The sequence below is a fragment of the Peribacillus sp. SIMBA_075 genome (genome assembly GCF_046534585.1).
Map to the genome: position 1 here is coordinate 1 of NZ_JAWRYN010000049.1, position 23,467 is coordinate 23,467.

Below are 23,467 nucleotides of genomic sequence, written 5' to 3' on the forward strand. Positions count from 1 at the left end.
CCCCGGTACAATACCGGGACCATTTATTAGCTGCTTAGGCACTTTTTTATACTGTCCGTAAAATGGGGCACAGTTCATTGTATTATGGAACGCTCTCTTTTATAGTTTCACGAGTAAACTCTCTTAACTCACCGGTAAATCCTAATTAATTATTGATATTGGTAATCCTGCCTTCAATTTCTGCCGTGATTTTTCCGCCTTTGAAGGTTTCTTTCACGTAGTTAACGAAAGCTTCTAGATCAGCATGTCCAAACACACGCTCTTTTCCTTTCAGGACGGTATAGTTATCACCGCCGCTTGCCATGAAATCATTGACGGCCACTGTGTACGTTGCGGCATCCTTGATTGGTGTCCCATCCGCTTTCTTCAATAAAGTGACACGCTCAGTGACAGGTTTACTGAAATCGGCTGTATAGCTCAGTCCAGATATTTGCAAAGTCTTCGGAGCTCCTTCAACGATCCATTGCTGTTGAAGCAGCGTTTTCACTTCGGCTCCAGTCAGTTCCAGCTTAACCAATACGTTTCCGAAAGGCTGGATTTTCGCTAAATCGGAAAAGGTGACTTCTCCCTTTGGAATATCAGCACGAATTCCACCTGGATTCATGAAAGCAAAATCGGAATTCAAATCTGCTTTCATCGAATCGGCGATTAAATTCCCAAGTCCAGTTTCCTGTGTATAGGCATTGGTTCTTAAAATTTTCTCATCCGTTGTCCCAAGCGGGGCCTTCAACTCGGGGAACATGTCTAAATAGTCGTTAATGAATTTCGTCGTCCCGGCATCCGGTGTGATGCCCTCTTGTGTAACCGTAACAATTTCAGCTGACTTTTTGACAATATCCTTAGTGTTTGGATCGATTTCCAAATCCACATCTTCAAAAGCCGTTCCATAAGAGTAAGCTTGTACAATCAATTTATCATCCACATAGTTGTTGACCTTTGCATGATTATCTCCGGCTAAGATCACATCTACTTCATCATCCACGGCATTAGCAAGATCAGCCACTTCGCCTGTGATGACCCCTTCCTTTTCCGTGCCTGGGTCATGTGAGATGACCACAATCGATTTGACGCCTTTATCTTTCAACTCTTTAACCGCCTTATTTACGGCAGGTGCCTGTTCAATGAATTCTACATTCTTAATGCCATCCGGACTTACTTTTTGAGGTGTGGCATTCGTGACTACACCTATGAACCCAATATCAACCCCGCCGACCTTTTTTATGAAGTAAGGGTCCAAAATCGGTTTTTTCGTGTCTTTATATACGACATTGGCTACTACATATGGAAAGTTCAATTTATCGAATACCACATCGGATGTTGGCGACTTTCCGCCATTGATTTGAGCCATCAGGGTTTCTACCCCTTTGTCGAATTCATGGTTCCCGACAGTTCCGACATCGAACTTCATATTATTCAAAAACTGAAGCGTCGGTTTGTCCTGGATCAATGAAGAAACGGGAGCACTTGCCCCAACAGCATCCCCTGCCGAAAGTAAAAGTGTATTTTCAGGGTTTTCAGCTTTACGCTGCTTCAAGTGCACAGCTAAATAATCAGCACGCCCTTGTTTGATACCGCCAAAATCAGAAGTGGTATCCAGCTGGCCGTGAAGATCATTGATCCCGAGCAATTGCACTTTAACGTTCTCTTTCCCCAAATTAAATTTGTAAATGCCAAATCCTTTATCATCAGTTTTGCCTGTATAGGAAATCGGGCTTTCTTCATTTAAATATTCCGCACCCTTTGGTGATGAGGTGAAAGTCACGTTCACCTTGCCTGAAATCGGGGCAATCGACCAGTTATTATCAGCGGTTGGATTGATCTCACTCTCTTGTGTAATGTAATCCATCAAGATCTGGCGATTTTCATCCGCAGAGTCAACTACGTATTCGCTGCCCTTGATTCCCGGGAAGTTTCCTCCGCCCGAAGCACGGTAATTATTCGTCACGACGATGAAGTCTTGATTCGGGTCCACTGGCTTGCCATTATATTTCAAATTTGCAATCCTGCTTGAATCCGACACTTTTATCCCTTTCTCATCATAGCGCGGAGCCTTAGTGACATCGATTTGATACGTAACGCCGTCAATCACATCAAAATTATAGACGGCAAACTTTCCATTAAGCAATTCCTGTTCCTCAGACTTGGCAGGATCAATTTTATTATATTTCCCGGCAGACATCTCAAGCCATTCTTTAACAACGGATCCTTTGATCTTGATTGCCTTCAAGGTATTATCGTATAAATATAAATCGCCGGCGCTGCGAATGGTCAGTCCGCCTTCTTTGATTTCGGTGAATTCTTCGACTCCATTGCGACCCGCTTTGAAAGGAGCTCCTACAGAGAGAATGGGCAGGTCTTTGTATTCTGGGCGGTTGCTTTGGATGTATTTTTCTACATACCATTTCTGTGCGCTTGTCACGACCTGTACGGAAGGATCATCTTGCACAAGGGCGAAATAACTATGAATTGGAGCTGTAGTCGTTCCTATCGGCGTGTTAACATACTTGATCGTTCCTTCATGATCCTTTTTAACAGCTTTGACGACAGATGCATCTTCAACTGCTTTTTTTCCTGTTTCTTTATCATTGATTGCCCGTGTTGACGAATCAGAATGAACGACTTTCCATTTTCCCTTGATATTCTGGATATCAAGATCAATGATCCCCAGATTACTGCCGCCATATCCTGCTTGAACGGCTGGTACACCATTAATGGTTCCCTTTTTATTATCCACGCCTTTAAGGATTTTCCCTTGGCTATCTTTAAATAGACTGTCTAAAGACGCCTCATCTTGTGCAGGAAAGACTTTATGCGTATGGGAGAACGTGATGGCATCTATGCCGAATACCTTGCTTAATGAATAGATGACATCCTCGGTATTCTTGGTGTCGCCATTAAACCCGGAATGTGTGAGCGCCACGATGACATCTGCACCCTTTTTCTTCATTTCAGGTACATATTTATTTGCAGTCGTGACGATTTCTTTTGCAATGACCTTACCATCAAGATTCGCTTTATCCCAATCCATGATTTGCGGAGGGGCGAATCCAATGTAGCCAATTTTCACTGATTTTTCATTTCCATTTATATCCATTATTTTCTTCGTGACGATTTTATATGGAGTATATTTGTTTTTATCATTCTTTGGATTATTGTCTTTATCCTTTTTATAAACATTGGCATTGACATAAGGGAAATTCGCATCGTTGATGGCCTCGTCCAAATAAGATAGACCATAATTGAATTCATGATTGCCGAATGTAGCCACATCATAGTCAAGCAAGTTCATCGCTTTATAGACGGGGTGGACTTCACCTTTTTTCAGTGGCGCTATATTCGCTTTGTACGTACCTAGGGGGGTCCCTTGAATAAGGTCGCCGTTATCCACTAAAACACTATTTTTCACTTCTTTTCGTGCCTGTTTGATTAAAGATGCCGTGCGAGAAAAGCCGACGGAGTCTGATACGGCATCCTTATAATAATCATAGCTTACTAGATTAGTGTGTATATCTGTCGTTTCCATGATCCTAAGTTCAAATGGCGCATCTGAAACGGAGGTTGCCAGGCTGTTGCCGAAGTTACTCGTATTACCGTTATACTTGGCGACAACCGATACTTTGACCCAGTAACCCGATTTGTACGAATTGAAGTAGGCAGAGAACTTTTGGGCCGATTTAATATCCGCCTCAATGGCTGACTGTGAAATGACCTTCGTCCCATTCATTAACTGGAAGACAACGGTTTCATTTCCTTTATTCCCTTTTTTCGGCGTGACCTTCACAGTCGCTTTAGTGCCATTTGTGTAATTAACAGCAGGAGCTGAAATGATAAATGGTTTAGTAGCGACCGGTTTCTTATTTGCCTCTTTGGCAGATGTCCCGACTGGTACGGTAAATGGGGCAGTAATCAAACTTACAGCAAGTATCGGGGCGAGCATCCTTTTAACATGCATCTTGTACGACATACTTCACAACCCTTCTATTTTTGTAAAATGCTAGAATAATATAACATGATTTTGTCGAAAGCATGTTAAGTTTTACCTTAATATTAAGAATTTTTAATAATCGGTCCTATTTAACCATTTTCATTCACTGACATGAATCATTTTTCCTTTATATATTTAAAATCATTACAGAATCCCATGGAATCCTTGGGAAGAAAGTTGCTTTTTGCGACTCGGCCATACATGAGCAAGCCTGCTTCCATCGTATGGGATCTCAATGTCCTCCCTCTTTCTCAGACGCTCTCTACTTCACCGTAATCCCCTTTTTGAAAACAAAAAAACTGGTAAAGCGCATTACCAGTTTTAAAAATATAGAAATCTATAAAGCCCTATCTATTAAACTGGCTGATACAGGTTTAATCCCCATCTCCCTCGACCAGATGGACAACTGGCCTATATGATGTATTTCGTGGGCTATCAGATGGCCCAATATCCTGCCTTTTTCGTAAGTCCCCTCCATCCAAGGTGGCTGAATCAATTCACTTTCCCCATTAAACGAATCCGAGTTCAAATAGTCCATGACCTCAGAATGATAATGCTTAGATAAATCTTCTACTTTCTGGATTGTATTATAGGCGTCTAGATCAATCCCGACATCCGGCTTCCCCTGAATGGCCCGGATCCAGCTGCATTCAACATCGATAATATGAGCGAGTGTCCTCAAAATATTGCCCATCCCGCCCGTGCGCTGCCGTTTAAGTTCCTCACACGATACGGACCGGCACCATTTGAACCACTCATTTCTGACCTGCCAGTTATAAGTGAATAATGTCAGCATTCCTACCCCCAAAAAACTCTTTTTCGTTAATATCCCTTTTAGCGCTGCAGCCCTTTATATTGATAATAATCCTGTCTTTGAATCGTTTTGAATCCACAAGATTCATAGAGTCTTAAAGCATGCTCATTAGTCGCCTCGACTTCGAGAAAAATATCATATCCAAGCTGGCATTGTTCAGCTACCACCTTTTTCAATACCTTTCTGCCAAGTCCTTTTCCCTGGTATTCCGGTAAAATGGAAAATCCATAAATCCATGCTTCCCTACCTGACTGATCAACACGAATTTTACCGACAGGACAGCCATCCTTTTCAATCATCATGGTTTTCAGGGTATCCTCGTGCAGGATGCGCTGATAATAATCCCTCGCCTCTTTTCCCGTAAATTGGAAACACTGAATATCCAGCTGAATTTCCGTTTCCTCATCCTCTCTCCGTGAAGGGCGAACGACTGCATCCTCATAATCATCAAGCTCCGTTCCAGACCATTTCATTTGAAACTCAGAAAAAGCGAACTTACATGGCAGCTGTTTCAAAAACCCTGTCCCTGAATGTGATTGAGCAGGCGAGTTCAAGATGATCGACTTAAAGTTGCGCTCCATGGCACTCCTTATAGCGTCGTCCAACAGCTTTGTAAAAATTCCTTGCCTCCGAAATTCAGGATGTACCATCCCACACATCTCCACTTTATTTCCAAAATCGTAAAGACCAAGAAAACCAACAAGTTTTAATCCATCATAGTGAAGAAAATCATTCTTATCCACACCATTTCGACTGCGAAGTGTCTCCCAGTTCAGCTTTAATGTAAAATCTTCCCGCTCACATTCCTGCTGTAGAATCCGAATATCTTCTAGCTGTTTCTCATTCAAAATTCCCACCCCTTTTCCATACTATCAGTTTATTACCAAAAAAAAATAAAAGCAGCATCCTTTTACATGGATGCCGCATACTTTCCATAAGTTTTCTACAAATGTTGTTTTTTTAAAAGTATTTTCACTTTAATCCATAAAACTAAGATCGTATGAGGGGAGGATTTCCTATCTAATTCCATTGACGGATGAATTATTGTAGTAAAATGATTCCAATTGACGATTATTTTTTACCCATTTTGTGCTATATTCCAAATAATGGTCTGCGTTTTTTTTATTTGACTTTAAAGGAGGGATTCATTGGTGAAATAGTACCTATTTCTTTATACCCGAATTCCGGACCCTTTTTAGAATAGAATCCGAAATTCGGTTTTTACTACCTAGCACATTACGTCCTGAGGTTATCGTTTCGTTTTATGAGCGGACTTTTTTAAGTTCTCTACGTCCGTTGTCAGTTCTTTTAATTGTTTACCGAAGCGGAAGAGCAAAAACATAGAAACGACGAATGGATAGCCAAATTCGCTAACTAATGACACCCACACAGTAGCATCCTCAATCATCATCCTCTTCACCCCTTTTCATGTATCTGATATCTAAAGTGAAACTTGTTTAAAAAAATCAATCTAGCACTATTGGTTTATGGATAAAGGAACAAATGTTCCTATATAATTGATTTATTCCCCTTGTCTATCACTTTATTAAATAAAGGAGGGATAGCAATGAACCAGTTAACTTCTCATTTTTTTTCTCATTCATTGGAGTTTCTGCAACAACAGTACTCATCTTTCTTTGAACAACCGATCATTCAAGTATTTTTACAGAACCCAGAGCATTTAAAGATTTTTACCGAAACTCTTGATTCCCCTTCTTCACATAACATTTGTCATCTCAACGAGACCTTCAAACTTTTCTATTACCGGGCTAAAGTATACAAATACATGTGCTCCTTGATTTACTTTTTCTCCGTTGATTTTGATAAAAGGGCACGGAAGCAGCGGGAACGCTATCGAATGGTACTTGATGCGACACCAAAGGATACTTTCGGAATGATCGATCGAATCGGCACTTTGGACGTTCAACTTGAAAAGATGGGGGAAACGAATGAGCTCTCTTCACACATAAGTGATGAAGAGATGATAAAAGCCCTGAAGAAGTTAACAGCCAAACAAAGTCTAGTCCTGACCATGATCTTTTCCTATGGCCTATCCAACAAGGAAATAGCTGCCTATTTTCATGAATCTCCCCAGAATATCTCAAGCATTCGTAAACAGGCTCTCAAAAAACTTCGAAAGCACTATATGGATGAGGTATATAATAGAAAGGAGAAAAGCCATTGTGGATAAAAAACTATCAAAAGAAGAATTGATGAATCTAATCGACTCTTTGAATCCTAAAATAAAAAAATCGTTAAAAAACACCAACTATCAAGACCGGAATGATCTGGAACAAGAGATTAAACTCAAGATCATTGAGTCATATGAAAAAATCGTTTCAATCGAGGCCCCTAATTTTGAGGAGTTCCTTGCAGAATTCCTGACTAAGCAAAAACAATGAAAAAGTACCAAGTCCAGCATGCATGCTGGACTTGGTACTTTTTTTGCTGAATATCAGTATAATGGATTCAATGTCAGCTTATCACCTTTTGGATCATCCAATACCGTTTTGTGATAAGTACCTTCTGCCCAATCATCAAGCTGATCGTGGTACCACTCGCTTTTTACGTTACCTGATTGCCCAGGCCCAACGAGGTGATATCCCTTTTTCATGTCGGATAGGTCAATGACAAATCTCCAGGAGCCACCATGATTAACGGTTCCGTTATCTAAAAATGCCGCTGCCTGAACGGTTACACTGCTACCGCCGACCGGCAATCCGCCGCCGCTGTTAAATAAATAATTTAACGGGGCGACACTTCGTAACGGATGGTTGAACCTTACCTGATGATAGTCTCCCCATTCCCAATCAGCTATATCGTCACCTTGTGATTCTTCCAGTTCCATTAACGTCTCCTGTAACGACTTGGCGAGTACCTGCTCCAGTCCGCCTGCCTCTTCAATCCAAGGACCCGGCTTACCGCCCAATGCCCGCCTTAGTAGTTCATCAACGGCCGAACGCCTTCCATTAAAGAGGTTGAGCGTTTCTTCCGGTATTTCTTCTGTAAGCAAAACTTCCCCTATTTTTTTCATCCATACATTAAAAATCATCGGTGCTGCTTCATCAACGGAATCAATATGATTCCATTTCTCCAGAATCCTTAGTGCCTTGTCTTCCTGTATTCCCGATGGACCTTTCAGTACCTCTATAAATTGAGGGACGAACTCCTTAGCCTGCAGATTCATCTGATCCATCTGCAAGCTTTGCATATCTTCTGCAGTAAGCTTTTTATTCGCTTTTAAAAACTCCTGTATCCTCATCTGACGGTACGGCTGTGCCCAGTTATTGCTGATATGGTAAGGATAATCATCTGAGATGACTTTATTATTCGCTGTCGAAATGAATCCCTCTTCCGGATTGACCGTTTTTGGAAGTTCATCAAATGGAATGTAGCCTTTCCACTCATATTCATCCGTCCAGCCTGGTACAGGCAGCATACTATCGCCTTTTTTACGGATAGGGATTTTCCCATTCGCCTTAAAGGCAATGGTCCCATCGACTGAGGCAAAGACGAAATTCTGTGCCGGCGTTTCGAATTTCAAAAGGGCCTTTTCGAAGTCTTTCCAGTTTTCCGCTTTATTCATATTAAGTACCGCTTCAAGCTCTGCGGATGGATCAAGTGCCGTCCACCTTAATGCAAGGACTGTGTCTTTTCCGCTTTTCCCGGCAAAGTCGGAGACAACCGGTCCATGACGGGTAACCGTCACTTTATAGTCAAGTGTCTTACCATCCTTAACCTTGATCGGTTCGTTTAAGATGTGAGCCTTGTCCCATTTATCTTTGAAGGCGAATTCTTTCTCGTTTTCCGGGTGTCTCTTCTCAATATACAGATCCTGGACATCCGGTCCTGTATTCGTCACACCCCAAGCGACCTTATCGTTATGACCGAGAATGATACCCGGAATCCCGGCAAAAATAACACCGCTCACATTGACTGTCGGGGCCTCCAAATGCATTTGGTACCAAACGGAGGGTGTAGCTAACCCCAGATGGGGATCATCCGCCAATAACGGCTGCCCGGAATCCGTTTTCTTGCCAGATACGACCCAGTTGTTGCTGCCGTTGAATTCATTAGGAACAACGGCCCCGGCGAAGCTTTTTTCAATATCCAGTTCTTCCTTGCTGATGATATATGGTGCGCCCTCTGGATAATCCGGGAATAGATCATACGCTTTTTCCTTTGGGAAGGTTTGCAACAAATACTGTCTAAACGCCTGATCTTCCCAGTTCCCGCCTAAATCAAAGGCCATATACTTACCGATGGTGAGCGAATCGACGGGTGTCCACGGTTCTGGTTCGTATCCAAGTAAAGTGAACTCGGTCGGCCATTTCCCATTCTCCTTCAATTCATCGATATATAAATTTACCCCTTCTGCAAACACATCCAAGGCTTCTTTACCGTCGCTTGTATATGCTGCATAAGACGCTTCAGCTGCCCGCCTTAGCCCAAGTGTGCGGAAATATTTATCATTTTTGACGGTTTTCTCACCAATCACTTCACTCAATCTTCCTGACGCCTGACGCCTGCTTAAATCCATTTGAAATAAACGGTCCTGTGCTTGGATATACCCTTGGGCTAAATATAAATCATGTTCATTCGCTGCGTTGATATGCGGGACCCCGCTGGAATCCCTCATAACTGTTACTTGTTTCAAAAGGCCTGGAAGCGAAATTTCCCCCTTTGTTTCCGGCAAGGACCTTGAAAGAAATACATTTGCTGCAATCAAGACAGACAGCAAAAGTAGAATCAGGATTGCAAGACTCCATAGCACCCGCTTTTTCCACTTCCGTTTTGGTTTTTGCTGAGGTACGGCAACTTCCATCAATTCATCTCACTCCCCCCTTAAAACTCTCTTATTATCTACTTAAGATATTCCGCGTCCCCACCCACCTTTCCTACCAACTTCCTAACATTCCCTCTGTTTATTTCCGGAAGGGAGAAAGGTGCAAGGACGGTTGTTCCCGCTCAAGGTCGGATTATTCCGCTAAAGGTCGGATTATTCCGCGCAAGGACGAATTGTTTCCGCGAAATTCGATAAACATTGTCAATACAAAAACACCGATACAATGTATCGATGTTCAGGGGATGTTAGCTATTAGCAATTATGTATTCAATCACCTTATCTGGATCATCCGTATAAAAAAGGGCCTTATCGAAGTCATGGGCTGCCTTCGCCTCAGCTTCCATGTATTCAACCGGGGATAGGAAACCAAAGAGCCTCTTCCATTTATGATTTTTCTCCAGAAGTTTTCTTTCCCTTTTTATATCCTCTGGTATGAATTTATTAATGATATAACATGGGTCAGAAAATGCATCAGCATTAAAACGCTCGTTCAAGGTTCGCAATTTTCCCCGATCCCACTCCACCCTTATTAAGTCAGATATGACCGACACATTTTGGACTGATTCAAGGATGTGTTTCGACAAAACATCATATTCTTCATCCTCCAACCCATTATCCGTCATGATCCCCACACAATACCATTTTTCATTCGGATCAAGTTCTTCATTTTTCTTGAAAAACACTCTTCATCCACCTTCCTTTCGGGCTTTACATGTCCTATCTCTTTTTCTTGTATGCTTTCCGTATTCACGCCATTTCACTATATCATGGAGATATATCCATTTGACGAAAAATGAAGAAAGCTGCTGGTATGGTTGCCACCATTCACCAAACTTCTTGCATTTAGGAAACATCATGACATACAAAAAAAGATACCCTGAAGAGGATACCTCCATCATACTGGCTGAAGGGCCAGCCCTCTTTGTTTAAGCAGATATTCCAGTGCCTGCCTGAACGATAGAAAAGCTTTTACCTGATTAGACAAATCAAGTTTGACAATCTCTTTCACCACATCAGGGGCAAAACCGACAAACATCGTTTCCGTTCCCATCAACGCCAGTGCCCCCACTAATTGATCCAACAGTGTGAGCATATTGCTTTCCTTCGTAAAGGTAATGCCGGAGAAATCCATAATCAATACTTCCGCATGCAGATCTGTACATTTTTGCAGTACCGTCGATTGCATCGACTCCATTCTCCAATCATCAATGCGCCCGATCAATGGTAAGAGCAGCACATCCTTTAAAACGGTCTGAACAATCGGAGTGGCCAATTCTTCCATGACTTCCTGGTTTTCTTTTATTTTCTGCAAAGAATCGTTTGCCACTTTTGCCATTTCTTTATAATGATTCACATAACTTATGCTCACACAGTGTATGAATTGATCCAGTATTGCATCAATTATCAAGCTTGCCTTTAGCAAAATTTCAATGGAGTAGTAGCGGTTGCTTACTTCTTCTTCAATGAAACTCCAGAAAAGGTTACGCACCAGCTGAGCTTCCTCAATATTTTTATTTAAAGGGATTCCCATGTCCACGACGCGCTTTCCTATTTCCATACCCGTTATTTTCATACTTTCCATCGCTTGTGCCTTACCGTGAATCAAGGCATCTGCATGAATTTGAATTAGTTGCGACCTTACCTCTTTACTGGTTTCAAAATCATAGAGTGGGCCCTCTTCTTCAAACAACTCGATATGCTCCACTAAGATATATTTGAATTTTTCGATTTTTTCACCGATCATTCTTAATTCTTCCATGTAGACCTCCCACACAGGGCTTTTATCACATTTTATCAAATAGTTAATGGTAAAGGATATAAAATCCTTCTATTACCAATATGATAATAGACGTTTACCCTTCTCTTAATAAGGGTATTATGATATATGACTTGGAGGGATTATCATGAAAAAGGATCAAAAAGACTTTGAATCTGAAAACATGAGCGATTTAGTCGAACTAATAAACAGTAAAAATAACAGCCGCAGAATCCTTGATGTACTACGGCGTAATAAAAAGGATAAAAATAAAAACAAAGATAAAAAGTGAAAAAGCCCATTCCAATATGGTCTGGGTTTTTAAATGGGATAAAATAAAAGAGCTGAGTTTGTTTTTTGAGCAAACTCAGCTCTTCCTGCCACTATCTTTTTCTTCGAATTTCCTTCACATGGTTTCCTTCCGTGGTAATATAAACTGTTTCATCGATTTTGTATGTTAAATAACGGTCACAATCGATTTCCAACGTTTTCCCATTGTTGAATTTCATTGCGCAATTGGATCCCTCTTTGGTTTCCGTTACATCAATGACTTCGTTCGTCTTAAAACCGACTGCCTTGCCATCGGAGAAATGTGGATAGTATTTTTCAACAATCTCCACCTTTTCCAATCGGCCCGGACTTGTTAAGTATACAACGAATAATATAATTAAAACGGCTATTAACCCAATGAGAATTACTGCTTTTCGTTTCACTCTATCTATTACCCTCTTCTCTTATCAATCTTTTATTCAATATCATTTTTCACTGGATTATATTCAGGATTCCGGAAAATCATGATAGAAAAGAACATTTTATTTAACGATTTTCACTTTTTCAACCATCATGACACAAACGGCAGCAAGGATGATTAGGATGGATACAGCAGAGATGACCCCTCCCCAACCGAACTTCATCAGGAATAAACCTCCTGATGCTCCCACTACACTTGACCCCGCATAGTAAAACAGGAGATATAAAGCGGATGCTTGTGCCTTTTCACTTTTATCAGCTAACGATCCGACCCAGGTGCTCGCAATTGAATGAGCTCCAAAAAAGCCAAATGTAAACAGGGCAAGCCCGATTATCTTCAACAAAAGTGGATCCAATAAGGTTAAAAGGGCCCCAAGCAGCATGATTGCGATTCCGGAAAGAAGAACAAACCTCCGACTATATTGATCGGCAAGCTTCCCCATCCATGTAGAACTAAATGTCCCCACTAGATAAATAATGAAAATGAAGCCGATCAATGTCTGTGATAAATGATATGGCGGTCCCATTAATGGTATACCCACAAAGTTATAAACGGTAACGAATGAGCCCATTAATAGGAAGGCCATCCCGAATAAAAGTACTAGTCTGCTATTCCATAAGTTATTAATAAGGGAGGTTTTAATTCTCGACAATGATACTTTTTTACGGACAGCATGCTGCGAATGTGGAAGCATCAACCAAAAAGCCAGACTGATGATCAAACTTAAAGCCCCAAGGCTGCCAATCGCTATGTTCCATGAGAAATGGTCGGTCAGCACTCCGACAATCAGCCTGCCTGCCAATCCGCCGATACTCGAACCACTCACATAGATTCCCATCACGTAGCCCAGGCTTTTCGGATCGAATTCTTCATTGATATAGGCCATCGCAATTGCCGGGAAACCTGCAAGCACCGCTCCTTGAATCGCCCGTATTGCAATAAGGATGTATAGGTCATCCTGGATGAAGCTGACGCATATGGATAACAACGCAGACAGAGTGAGCGCTGTCCCCATTATTTTTTTCCTATCGATATTTTCTGAGAAAAAGGAAACAAGCAATAAACAGATGGCAAGCGTTCCTGTTGCGAAAGATAATGTAAGACTTGCCATTGCAGGAGAGACCCCGAATTGCTTTGCGAAAACCGGAATGACCGGCTGAGTACTATACAGATCCGCAAACGTTACAAAGCTACCAAGAAATAAAGCCAAGATTGTTTTCCTGAATGATTTGCCAGCAGGCTCGATATAATTCACTTTTGTTCAGACCCTTCACTATTAAACTTTCCCCCTATGTTAATACGAACTTCCTGAGTTGTCTATTTCGCCACTTATGGCCAAACGGAAAAGTAAGTTCCAGCAATTCACAAAAAACCCTTCACTGTATGCAGTGAAGGGTTTTTCATTAATATGAACGTTTATCATCCCGCTCACTTTTTTTAAGCAGCCAGTACACAGGCATACCTATAAAGAGGATGATCACCGAGTACAGGGCATTTAAAGGTGTTTGGATTAATGTGCTTACAACAATATATATTGCACCAGCAATGGCTACAATGGGGATTAATGGGTAAAACGGGACTTTATATGTTTTTGCATCGGGATCTTTCTTGCGTAAGATGAAGACCGCGAAGAAGGCTAATCCATAAAAACAGAAGACAGAGAATACGGCCATATTGGTAAGTTTGTCAGGGTCTGCTACAACCATCATTATGATGGCAATGATCACTTGTAATATCGTAGCATTTATGGGCGTTTTAAACTTGGGCGATATTTTCCCGATTTGTTTATGGCCAGGCATCATTTTATCAGTCGCCATCGCCAAGGTTATGCGCGGAAAGGTCAGAAGCTTTCCGTTCAAACATCCGAAGATTGAAATCGCTATTCCGATTGATATCAATTTCCCGCCCAATTCACCAAATAGAAGCGTTGCCGCAACATTCGCTGCATTCGTACCATGAGCGATGACTCCCTCTGCTCCCAAAACATGAAGCATGGCAAGGTTCACAGCCAAGTATGCGACCATGACCACGACTAATCCTGTTATGATAGCTCTCGGCAACGTTTTCTGTGGATTTTTCATTTCCCCTGCCATGAAGCCGACATTCATCCAGCCATCATACGCCCAGAGAGTAGCCAAAATCGCACCAGCCATACTGATTTTCATTGAACTTTCACTACTGATATTGAATACAGGCATATCACCTTGTGCGATACCGAACACCGCTATGAATATGATCGGGATCAATTTAGCAACGGTCGATAATGTTTGTATTATACCGCCGTATTTTGTCCCCAGCAGATTCATGCCTGCTATAAATACGATCGTAAGAATGCCTATTGCCAAAGTGTAATCTGAAGCGATATTAAATATTCCTGCGACTAATAACCCGAAGTATAAACTGAGTGCGCCCATGACTGCAGGTCCATATACCAATGTCTGAACCCAGCCGCATAGGAATCCCCATGCTTTTCCGTACACTTCTTCCATATAGACATATAAGCCGCCAGTTTTAGGAATCCGGGTACTCACTTCCGCAATCGTCAATCCGCTTGCAAGGGTAATCAGGCCACCTATCAGCCAAGCTAATAAGGCCATGGTTGAATTACCACTTAACTCAAGCACGTCACCAGGTCTCATGAAAATACCAGAACCGATAACTGTACCAACTACAATAGATGTTCCAATCCAAAAGCCAATCGTTTTTTTCAATTGGTCATTCCCCATGATGTCCTCCCCAGGTGTACACATGTACTTGTTTTATACTAAAATTATATCATATAAATTATATGGAAATAACTTATTCAATAATTCGAATAGTCCAATAAGGTTCCGGACACGTTGGTATTACTGTGCTTGGCTAGCTTTATTACAATTATATTTTTTTTACTAATTATGTCTGGAACTGCAACAAAAACCGAATATTCTCTGTAGAAAAAACGTTTTATAGAAATTTAACTCGATAATAACGAATTAAATATCACAAAAAGCAAGTATCATTCGTTATATATACAGTCTGAGATACCAGGTTTTTTCTCGGACACAAAAAAAACCACTCCGAATCAACGGGGTGGTTCCACTCCTCTTTCAAGCTTCAATTCGTATTACCAAATAATGAATAAAAGCACAACCGCCAAGACAATCCGGTAGATGGCAAAAGGAGTCAATTTAACTTTATTGATTAAAATCAAGAAAAAGCGGATACAGAATAACGCAAAGATGAATGCGCTTATGAAACCTGCGATAATGAATGGCATAACTTCAGGTGTGAAGTAATCCCAATATTTAACTATCTTTAAAAGACTGGCACCCGCCATGATCGGCACCGCCATGATGAACGTGAAATCGGAAGCAGCCCGATAGCTCATCCCTAATAGTACACCACCAGAAATCGTTGAACCTGAACGTGAGAATCCCGGCCACAGTGCCAAACATTGAATTAACCCTACACCAAAAGCTTGTTTATAAGTGATTTGGTCAACCGTTTCTGTAGTCAGCTTTGGACGGAATTTATCAGCCGCAATCATTAAAAATGCGCCCAAGATTAATCCAACGATAACCGTCTTCATGGTAAATAAATTTTCATCGATATAATCTTCGAACAATAGACCTAATACAGTAGCCGGTAACAATCCGACGATGATCTGCAAGAGGTTAAGCTTTTGGCCCTTCACAGCAGATGGGTCTTTCATTTTCCTTAAACCAAGCAAGTCCATGAATCGCCCCCAGAAGAGCACGACTACAGCGAGTATCGAACCAAGCTGGATAACCACCTTGAACACATTGGCTATTTCACTACCGAAAAGTTCATTCGATTTCAGCCATAAATCATCAACGATAATCATGTGCCCTGTAGACGATACAGGAGCAAATTCAGTTAATCCTTCAACAAGACCAAGGACAACAGCAACAAAAATTTCCCACATATTCATTTTTTTCACCTCATAATTCGAACACCTGTTATGGAAATACCATATGTATTTTACTCGTTGTTTAAAATATTGTCTATTAAACATTGCTGAAACAATTTAGGGATACATGTATGATAGGGTTCAAGATAAAGTTTAAAGGGGAAGTGATGAATTTGCAAAACATATTGATTTTCGCCCATAGAGGATCCAAAGGGACGCATCCTGAAAATACCATGGCTGCATTTCAAGAGGCGGCAGAAATCGGTGCCGAGGGGATCGAGTTCGATGTCCACCTCAGTTCTGATGGGGAATTGGTCATCATCCATGACGAAACACTTGATCGAACGACCAACCTTACTGGTTATGTAAAAGATCATTCGTCACAGGAGCTGAAGACGGCTGATGCCGGGGGCAAATTCTCCAAGGAATTCCTTGGGGAGCGGATTCCTTTTTTAATAGAAGTTTTCGACTGGGCCAGGGATAATGCTTTATTGATGAATATCGAAATCAAAACGGATAAACTCGCTTACGAAGGGATCGAACAGAAGATCATTGATTTAATTCATCAATACCGAATGGAAAATCGGGTGATCCTATCTTCCTTCAACCATCAATCAATTGAAAAAGTGAAGATGCTTGCCCCAGAACTTGAACGTGCATTATTGTTCGAAGGGCTTCCTGAAAACTTCGAAGAAATCTTACGTGATAAAAAAGAAGCCGGTTTTCATCCTGATAAAAATAGCCTGACTCAAGCAATGAGTGATAAAGCGAAAAAACTTGGATACAAAATCCGCCCTTGGGTCGCCAATGATGAAGCGGACATCGTCAAGCTCGCAGAGATGGATGTCGACGTTATCATGACCGATTTCCCTGAAAAGGCAATCAAGATTTTAAAGGCTTGGCAGTCACATGGCTGAATAATGCGAAAGAGAAGGAGCGATGCCCCTTCTCTTTCAAATCCATATTTATTCAGTTATTAACGAGAAAAGTTTGATCCGCCTAATTGTTGTTCAGCCATTTGAACTAAACGTTTTGTGATTTCCCCACCAACAGATCCGTTAGCACGAGAAGTAGTGTCTGCACCTAAGTTTACACCAAATTCACTAGCGATTTCATTCTTCATTTGTTCTAGGGCTTGCTCTGCACCAGCTACTACTAGTTGATTGCTGTTATTGTTGTTTGCCATGTGTTTTCACCTCCTACTAATATTAATTAGCATTTTTAGCTTAAATTATTATTGCCAATTTATTGAATTATTTTTCTTTACGATCCCTTCAATCCAAAGCTCTTTATCATGAATTCCTTTTTCTGTTCATAAACTGTTAGGAAACTTTCAGTAGGAGGGAAAAGATTTGCAAATACATGTGGTTAGGCCAGGCCAGACGTTATATGGCATCGCCCAGACGTACAGCGTAACTGTTGATAGGCTCGTGGAAACAAATAAGATTCCTAACCCAACTAATCTTGTTACTGGGCAGGCCCTTGTCATTCCAATTGTCGGCAGCTATTATTTCGTTCAACCCGGTGATAGTCTTTATTCCATTTCCCAAAAGGTTGATGTCCCTTTTCAAGAATTGGCAAAAATAAATGGCATTTCCGAAAATCAAAACTTATCCGTTGGATACCGGCTCTATATTCCAGCACGTAAGAAAAGGACCGCCGAATTCAATGGGTATGTCGAGCCGAGGGGTACGACGGTTGCACCGGCCCTTGAAACGGCTGCAAGGGAAGCTGGGCCCTATTTAACCTATTTGGCCCCATTCAGCTTCCAGGCGCTTCGTGACGGCTCCTTAAAAGAGCCATTGCTCAATGAATTCCCTGCCATCGCCAGGGAAAATAAAAATGTCTTGATGATGGTGATCACGAATCAGGAAAAAGACCAATTCAGCGATGAGCTCGGGCAAATCATCTTGACGAACACTTCCGTTCAAAATAAGTTCCTGAACAATATCGTTTCAACTGCAAAGAAATATGGATTCCGGGATATCCACTTTGACTTTGAGTTTTTAAGGCCGTCTGATAAAGAAGCTTATAATCAATTTCTCCGAAAAGCCAAGGAACGTTTCAAGAAAGAAGGATGGTTCATTTCTACGGCACTTGCCCCCAAAACAAGTGCGGAACAAAAAGGCCGTTGGTATGAGGCCCATGACTATAAAGCACATGGCGAAATCGTCGACTTCGTTATCATCATGACTTATGAATGGGGGTATAGCGGGGGACCGGCAATGGCTGTATCGCCAATTAGATCTGTTCGGGATGTGCTCGAATATGCCGTCACTGAAATTCCTGCCAACAAAATCCTGATGGGGCAAAATCTATATGGCTATGATTGGACCCTGCCTTTTGTACAGGGATCCACTGCCAAGGCTGTAAGTCCGCAGCAGGCCATCCAGATTGCAGCTGCCAATAATGTTGCCATCGAGTATGATGAAACCGCACAGGCCCCGCACTTCAATTATACGGATATTGAGGATAAGCAGCATGAGGTGTGGTTTGAAGATGCCAGATCCATTCAGGCAAAATTCGATTTAATCAAGGAATTGAATCTAAGGGGGATGAGTTATTGGAAGCTCGGCCTAGCCTTCCCTCAAAACTGGCTGCTCATCAGTGATAACTTCAACGTACGCAGAAGGGTCTAAGAACAGATTGAGCCTATTTATCAAACTTTTGGAATACCGAAACGCAACCTGACATATAATCCATCATCGAGCATGAAGTCCAGTTCAGGATACGTGACTCAGCCATAAAAGCCTTCCGACGTTCTGGAAGGCTTTTATCATTTCCCTGTTATCCGAGTTGCACTTTTTTAGATAATCTACGAAATTCATGATTCAAAGTTTGTTTGACTGCCTTATGAGCAAAGCCTTTTTTGACCATACTAAAAGGAACAGCTTAAGGGGTGTGAAAAACATGATTAGATTCGGTACATACATTAGCACCGTTCCTAGAATTCCGCGTTTCATCAGATTGCTTTCTACCATCGCATTATTTTTACTCTCTTTCGGGGTATTGATCCACCTTGTGGAGCCGAAAAGATTCCCTACTTTACTCGATGGCATCTGGTGGGCAATCGTGACTATGTCAACGGTAGGTTACGGAGATTACACGCCTGTGACCAATCTTGGTAAAGTCATTGGGATCACCCTCATTTTGTCAGGTGCCGGCCTGATCACCTCTTATTTTGCATACATTGCTAAAATGTCCATTTCCAATGAACAGCAATTTCTAACAGGAAAGAAAGTATTCAGCGGCGGTGGCCATATTATCATTGTGGGCTGGAATGGCCGTTCCAGGAGAATCATCCAAAACATTCATAATAGAACTCATCATCAACCTATTGTCCTTATAGATGATACGCTGCAAAAGCACCCGCTACCAAGAACGAATATCCACTTTATCCAAGGAAAAGCTACATTGGATTCCGTTTTGCAAAAAGCTAATATAAAACAGGCCATACGCGTCCTTATCACCGCTGACCTCAAGCAAGACGAGCTGCATACGGATATGTTCTCGATATTAACGTTACTGGCCGTCAAAGGCTTGAATCCGCATTTGTATTGTCTAGTGGAAATATTGACGCAAGAACAAAAGGAAAATGCTTTGCGGGCAGGAGCGGATGGTATTGTCGAAACGAATAAATTTGCAAGTGATTATATGCAGGATTGCTTATCGAGAGGGATCATTGTGGAAGCTGAAGAGCAAAATGAATGGGATGGATTGAACATCAAACAACTGGCCATCCAGAGTGACTGGGCGGAATTGACGTTTAAACAGTTGAGCGCCAAGCTATTTGATCAAGACATTCTATTGGTGGGCATCATATCAGGAGGCGAGACATTCATCAAGCCCCCTGCAAATGTAATCATACAACGCAATGACACTCTAATCATCATTGAAGATTAATGTAATAAAAGCTTTTCCAAATCATGGACAAGCGATTTTCCATAAGAGATATAGTTTTCCGGAAATTCGGCATCCGGATTTTCCGGCTCAGCAAACTGATTGAAGGAAGCGGTGAGGTTTCCGATATTTCCTTCACCGTCAACACCGTCCTCGTATTTATGAGATAACAAAAACGGTTGTAAAAGTTCGACCATTACCCCATCCTGATCGAGTGAACCATCAACCGCCCTGAAAGGGATACGCAAAAACTGGTACCCATCACTGTTATCCATTTTATAATCAAACGACCCATTGTCATAGTCCCAGCCTCCGCCTATCACATATCCTTCCGGCTTTAACTTCGTCTCCAGGTCGAACAAACCGAATGTTTTCCCTTCCAACTCAGAAGAAATTTTAATCATAGTAAAAAACCTCTTTCGCCATTTTTCTATTAGCTTAACCAAAAGGCCTTTAAAAAAACCCCTGGAATGACTCGATTGTACCCTCGGTTCAGGATAAAGAAGATTGGCTTTCTCTCTGATCCCCAAGGTATCCTTACGCTCTTTTATAAAGTTTATTTCAGCTTCAGAGCTTCATTAATTGCAATTGCTGGATCTGCATTTCTAGATTGCCGCACTTCCTGTTGCAGCTGCTGGATTTTCTCCCGCTTTGCTTAAAGCCTTTTCATCTTTGAAGAACCGGAATTTGCGGAACCTGTGTAATTGGAATTCATCATTGATGAATTGTGCACACATGAACCCAAATTCTTCGGTTTTTTAATGCAAGCATTCGAATATGTTAATTTAACTTTAGAGTTCAATAAAAAAGCATGAAGCTGGATGTTATTCCTGCTTCATGCTTTTTTTATTATAAGCGCTGTTCTAGCTCCGCTTTTTTCTTTTCATAACCTGGCTTGCCTAAAAGCGCAAACATGTTCACCTTATATGCTTCCACTCCAGGCTGATCAAATGGATTGACACCTAGTAAGTAACCGCTCATTGCACAAGCTTTCTCGAAGAAATATACAAGGTAGCCAAATGTATAAGCATCAAGCTTAGGAACCGTTACGATCAGGTTGGGAACGCCACCGTCCGTATGTGCTAAAAGAGTGCCCTCAAATGCTTTATTATTTACGAATTGCACCGTTTCACCTGAAAGGTAATTCAGGCCATCCAAGTCATTGTCCGCTTCTTCAATTAAAATTTCATGACGGGCCTTTTCCACTTTGATGACTGTTTCAAAAAGATCACGCCGCCCTTCCTGAACATATTGCCCTAATGAATGCAGGTCAGTCGAAAAGTTAGCGGATGAAGGGAAAATCCCCTTTTGATCCTTTCCTTCACTCTCTCCAAATAATTGTTTCCACCACTCAGAGAAGTATTGAAGTCCAGGCTCATAGTTTATCAGCATTTCAATGGTTTTCCCTTTATTGTAAAGGATATTTCGAACCGCTGCATATTGGTATGCCTCATTATCAGCTAGCTCGGAAGAACTGTAGTCCAACCTTGCACGCTCGGCTCCCTCCATGATTTGATCGATATCTGCCCCGCTGACCGCAATCGGAAGCAACCCAACTGCCGTTAAGACAGAGTAACGTCCGCCAACATCATCAGGAATGACAAAAGTTTGGAAACCCTCCTCCGTTGCTACCGTTTTTAATGCGCCCTTTTCTTTGTCAGTGGTCGCATAAATTCGGCTTTTAGCTTCTTCAACACCATATTTTTGTTCCAGCAGTTTCCTGAATATCCTGAAGGCCAGTGCTGGTTCAGTGGTCGTACCAGATTTAGAGATAACATTGATCGAGAAATCCCTGTTTTCCAACAGGTCCATTACGTCCTGCATATATGTAGAGCTTATATTATTACCTACAAATAAAATTTGCGGTGTTTTTCTTTTGTCCGTCGGCAAAATGTTATAAAAACTATGTTGAAGCATTTCAACTGCCGCGCGCGCTCCCAGGTATGATCCACCGATTCCGATAACCAGTAACACATCTGAATCTTTTTTTATTTTTTCCGCTGCTTTTTTGATCCTCGAGAACTCTTCTTTATCATAATTGGCGGGTAAATCAAGCCAGCCAAGATATTCATTGCCTGCCCCTGTCTGTTCATGCAGAGAATGGTGGGCCACTTTTACAGCATCCTGTAAATAGGTAATTTCATGCTCCCCGAAAAACGGCAGGGCTTTTGAATAATCGAAACGAATATGGGCCATTCAAATTCCTCCTTGATTTTTAGTTTCCCTATCACTTTATCTGATGTAATTCTCATAATCAAGATATCGGTCAAGTAAATAACGAATTATACGTTCAAAGTAATCTCCCACCTGACAAGGCGGGAGAATGAACATTTCACTTGAATTATAATGAAGCCCGTAAAATGGCAAGGACATCTTCACGGTTCAGGATTTTGAATCGCCCAAATCCCCCTCTGCTCATCGCTTTATCAGCCATGACTTCCAATTGTGAGTCATCGATGCCATAATCCGAAAGATTGGTCGGCGCACCTAAGCTGCTCCAAAACGACCTTAGTCTTTCAATGCCCTCAAGGGCCGCTTCCTCATCCGTTTTACCTTCCGGATCAACATGGAACACACGGACTGCAACCTGTTTAAAGCGTGCAACATTTTCATGGAGCACATGTTTCATCCAATTTGGAAATAAGATGGCCAATCCTCCGGCATGCGGGATGTCATAAACAGCTGAAACGGCATGTTCAATGTTATGCGTTGCCCAATCCCCACTGTAGCCAACCCCAAGCGAACCATTCAAGGCAATATTTCCTGCATATAGGATAGTGGCCCTGTGTTCATAATCCTCCAGGTTTTCCAATAGTTTAGGCGCCGTTTCAATCACTGTCAGTAACAGCGATTCACAAAAACGGTCTTGAAGAGGTGCATGCGTTTCCGGATGGAAGTACGTTTCGAACACATGTGACATCATATCGACCATTCCGTATACAGTCTGATCTTTCGGTACCGAAAAAGTATTTTCTGGATCCAAAATGGAGAATTGGGGAAATACCAATGGACTTCCCCATCCATATTTCTCTTTCGTTTCCCAGTTTGTAATGACTGAGCCGGAATTTGCCTCGGAGCCGGTTGCAGCTAAAGTCAGTATCGTTCCAAACGGAAGGGCCTCTTCTACTGATGCCTCCTTAATGACTAGATCCCATGGATCCCCCTCATATTTAGCACCGGCAGCAATGGCCTTTGTCGCGTCAATGACACTGCCGCCTCCAACAGCAAGCACAAAGTCGATACCATGTTCTTTACAAAGTTCCACACCTTTCCGGACTGTTGAGATGCGCGGATTCGGTTCAACTCCGGAAAGTTCGTGCACCTCTGCATCGATCTCTTTCAAGGCATTGATCACTTTTTCATATAAGCCATTTTTCTTTATGCTTCCTCCACCGTATACAAGTAAAACCTTATCACCATATGCAGGGATTTCCGTTTTTAAACTTCCAAGCTGATCTTTCCCGAAAATTATTTTAGTAGGGTTTTTATAAGTGAAATTCTCCAA

The 23,467-nt window shown here is 41.7% G+C and carries 22 protein-coding genes; 6 read left to right on the plus strand and 16 right to left on the minus strand.

Features of this window, described 5'->3' with window-relative positions:
• Positions 1–145 precede the first annotated feature (145 nt).
• The 4 genes from SB775_RS23465 to SB775_RS23480 all read right to left on the minus strand — a co-directional run bounded on the left by SB775_RS23465 (position 146) and on the right by SB775_RS23480 (position 6,210).
• Entirely contained in the window at positions 146–3,964 is a 3,819-nt protein-coding gene (locus SB775_RS23465; RefSeq protein WP_410863575.1) for a bifunctional 2',3'-cyclic-nucleotide 2'-phosphodiesterase/3'-nucleotidase, read from the minus strand.
• 358 nt (positions 3,965–4,322) lie between these two features.
• Positions 4,323–4,781 (minus strand): DinB family protein, encoded by a 459-nt coding sequence (locus tag SB775_RS23470; RefSeq protein WP_089361831.1) that lies wholly within the window; start codon positions 4,779–4,781, stop codon positions 4,323–4,325.
• A gap of 38 nt (positions 4,782–4,819) precedes the next feature.
• Complete coding sequence (locus SB775_RS23475) at positions 4,820–5,656, minus strand: GNAT family N-acetyltransferase (RefSeq protein ID WP_410863576.1); 837 nt, start codon at positions 5,654–5,656, stop codon at positions 4,820–4,822.
• Positions 5,657–6,048: 392 nt separating this feature from the next.
• Positions 6,049–6,210 (minus strand): YvrJ family protein, encoded by a 162-nt coding sequence (locus SB775_RS23480; protein WP_081092540.1) that lies wholly within the window; start codon positions 6,208–6,210, stop codon positions 6,049–6,051.
• A 156-nt stretch (positions 6,211–6,366) separates the two neighbouring features.
• Between SB775_RS23480 and SB775_RS23485 the strand changes: the two genes are divergently transcribed.
• A complete protein-coding gene (locus SB775_RS23485) occupies positions 6,367–6,990 on the plus strand; it encodes a sigma-70 family RNA polymerase sigma factor (RefSeq protein ID WP_089361832.1) in 624 nt (207 codons plus the stop codon).
• Entirely contained in the window at positions 6,983–7,201 is a 219-nt protein-coding gene (locus SB775_RS23490) for a hypothetical protein (RefSeq protein WP_089361833.1), read from the plus strand. Before SB775_RS23485 ends, SB775_RS23490 begins: the two co-directional genes overlap by 8 nt.
• A gap of 53 nt (positions 7,202–7,254) precedes the next feature.
• Here SB775_RS23490 and SB775_RS23495 read toward each other — a convergent pair whose 3' ends face one another.
• The 3 genes from SB775_RS23495 to SB775_RS23505 all read right to left on the minus strand — a co-directional run bounded on the left by SB775_RS23495 (position 7,255) and on the right by SB775_RS23505 (position 11,404).
• Positions 7,255–9,624: a penicillin acylase family protein gene (locus SB775_RS23495; RefSeq protein ID WP_410863578.1), complete on the minus strand. Its 2,370-nt coding sequence runs from the start codon at positions 9,622–9,624 to the stop codon at positions 7,255–7,257.
• Between the two features lie 266 nt (positions 9,625–9,890).
• Positions 9,891–10,328: a hypothetical protein gene (locus SB775_RS23500; protein ID WP_410863579.1), complete on the minus strand. Its 438-nt coding sequence runs from the start codon at positions 10,326–10,328 to the stop codon at positions 9,891–9,893.
• Between the two features lie 212 nt (positions 10,329–10,540).
• Entirely contained in the window at positions 10,541–11,404 is an 864-nt protein-coding gene (locus tag SB775_RS23505) for an STAS domain-containing protein (protein WP_410863581.1), read from the minus strand.
• Between the two features lie 145 nt (positions 11,405–11,549).
• Between SB775_RS23505 and SB775_RS23510 the strand changes: the two genes are divergently transcribed.
• Positions 11,550–11,693, plus strand: a complete 144-nt coding sequence (locus tag SB775_RS23510; RefSeq protein ID WP_176431797.1) for a hypothetical protein — start codon at positions 11,550–11,552, stop codon at positions 11,691–11,693.
• 91 nt (positions 11,694–11,784) lie between these two features.
• On the opposite strand, the gene SB775_RS23515 is transcribed toward SB775_RS23510, so the two are convergent.
• The 4 genes from SB775_RS23515 to SB775_RS23530 all read right to left on the minus strand — a co-directional run bounded on the left by SB775_RS23515 (position 11,785) and on the right by SB775_RS23530 (position 16,083).
• The gene (locus SB775_RS23515; RefSeq protein ID WP_410863583.1) at positions 11,785–12,114 is read right to left on the minus strand and encodes a hypothetical protein; all 330 of its coding nucleotides are present in this window, start codon (positions 12,112–12,114) and stop codon (positions 11,785–11,787) included.
• Positions 12,115–12,213: 99 nt separating this feature from the next.
• The gene (locus SB775_RS23520) at positions 12,214–13,407 is read right to left on the minus strand and encodes an MFS transporter (RefSeq protein WP_089361837.1); all 1,194 of its coding nucleotides are present in this window, start codon (positions 13,405–13,407) and stop codon (positions 12,214–12,216) included.
• A 148-nt stretch (positions 13,408–13,555) separates the two neighbouring features.
• Positions 13,556–14,878, minus strand: coding sequence for an APC family permease (locus tag SB775_RS23525; RefSeq protein WP_089361838.1), 1,323 nt, complete (start codon positions 14,876–14,878; stop codon positions 13,556–13,558).
• A 377-nt stretch (positions 14,879–15,255) separates the two neighbouring features.
• Entirely contained in the window at positions 15,256–16,083 is an 828-nt protein-coding gene (locus SB775_RS23530) for an undecaprenyl-diphosphate phosphatase (protein ID WP_089361839.1), read from the minus strand.
• Between the two features lie 146 nt (positions 16,084–16,229).
• Here SB775_RS23530 and SB775_RS23535 point away from each other — a divergent pair, with 146 nt between their 5' ends.
• On the plus strand, positions 16,230–16,979 hold the full coding sequence (locus SB775_RS23535) for a glycerophosphodiester phosphodiesterase (protein ID WP_176431798.1): 750 nt from the start codon (positions 16,230–16,232) through the stop codon (positions 16,977–16,979).
• A 59-nt stretch (positions 16,980–17,038) separates the two neighbouring features.
• On the opposite strand, the gene SB775_RS23540 is transcribed toward SB775_RS23535, so the two are convergent.
• Positions 17,039–17,248: an alpha/beta-type small acid-soluble spore protein gene (locus tag SB775_RS23540; protein ID WP_061465414.1), complete on the minus strand. Its 210-nt coding sequence runs from the start codon at positions 17,246–17,248 to the stop codon at positions 17,039–17,041.
• A 166-nt stretch (positions 17,249–17,414) separates the two neighbouring features.
• On the opposite strand from SB775_RS23540, the gene SB775_RS23545 reads away from it, so the two are divergent.
• Complete coding sequence (locus SB775_RS23545) at positions 17,415–18,701, plus strand: glycoside hydrolase family 18 protein (RefSeq protein WP_410863585.1); 1,287 nt, start codon at positions 17,415–17,417, stop codon at positions 18,699–18,701.
• A gap of 271 nt (positions 18,702–18,972) precedes the next feature.
• Entirely contained in the window at positions 18,973–19,965 is a 993-nt protein-coding gene (locus SB775_RS23550) for a potassium channel family protein (RefSeq protein WP_410863586.1), read from the plus strand.
• On the opposite strand, the gene SB775_RS23555 is transcribed toward SB775_RS23550, so the two are convergent.
• The 4 genes from SB775_RS23555 to SB775_RS23570 all read right to left on the minus strand — a co-directional run bounded on the left by SB775_RS23555 (position 19,962) and on the right by SB775_RS23570 (position 23,467).
• Positions 19,962–20,366: a YugN-like family protein gene (locus SB775_RS23555; protein ID WP_410863588.1), complete on the minus strand. Its 405-nt coding sequence runs from the start codon at positions 20,364–20,366 to the stop codon at positions 19,962–19,964. The two genes, SB775_RS23550 and SB775_RS23555, sit on opposite strands and share 4 nt — an antisense overlap.
• Before the next feature lie 201 nt (positions 20,367–20,567).
• Entirely contained in the window at positions 20,568–20,699 is a 132-nt protein-coding gene (locus tag SB775_RS23560) for a hypothetical protein (protein ID WP_410863590.1), read from the minus strand.
• Between the two features lie 112 nt (positions 20,700–20,811).
• Positions 20,812–22,158: a glucose-6-phosphate isomerase gene (locus SB775_RS23565; protein WP_089361844.1), complete on the minus strand. Its 1,347-nt coding sequence runs from the start codon at positions 22,156–22,158 to the stop codon at positions 20,812–20,814.
• A gap of 145 nt (positions 22,159–22,303) precedes the next feature.
• Complete coding sequence (locus SB775_RS23570) at positions 22,304–23,467, minus strand: iron-containing alcohol dehydrogenase (protein ID WP_089361845.1); 1,164 nt, start codon at positions 23,465–23,467, stop codon at positions 22,304–22,306.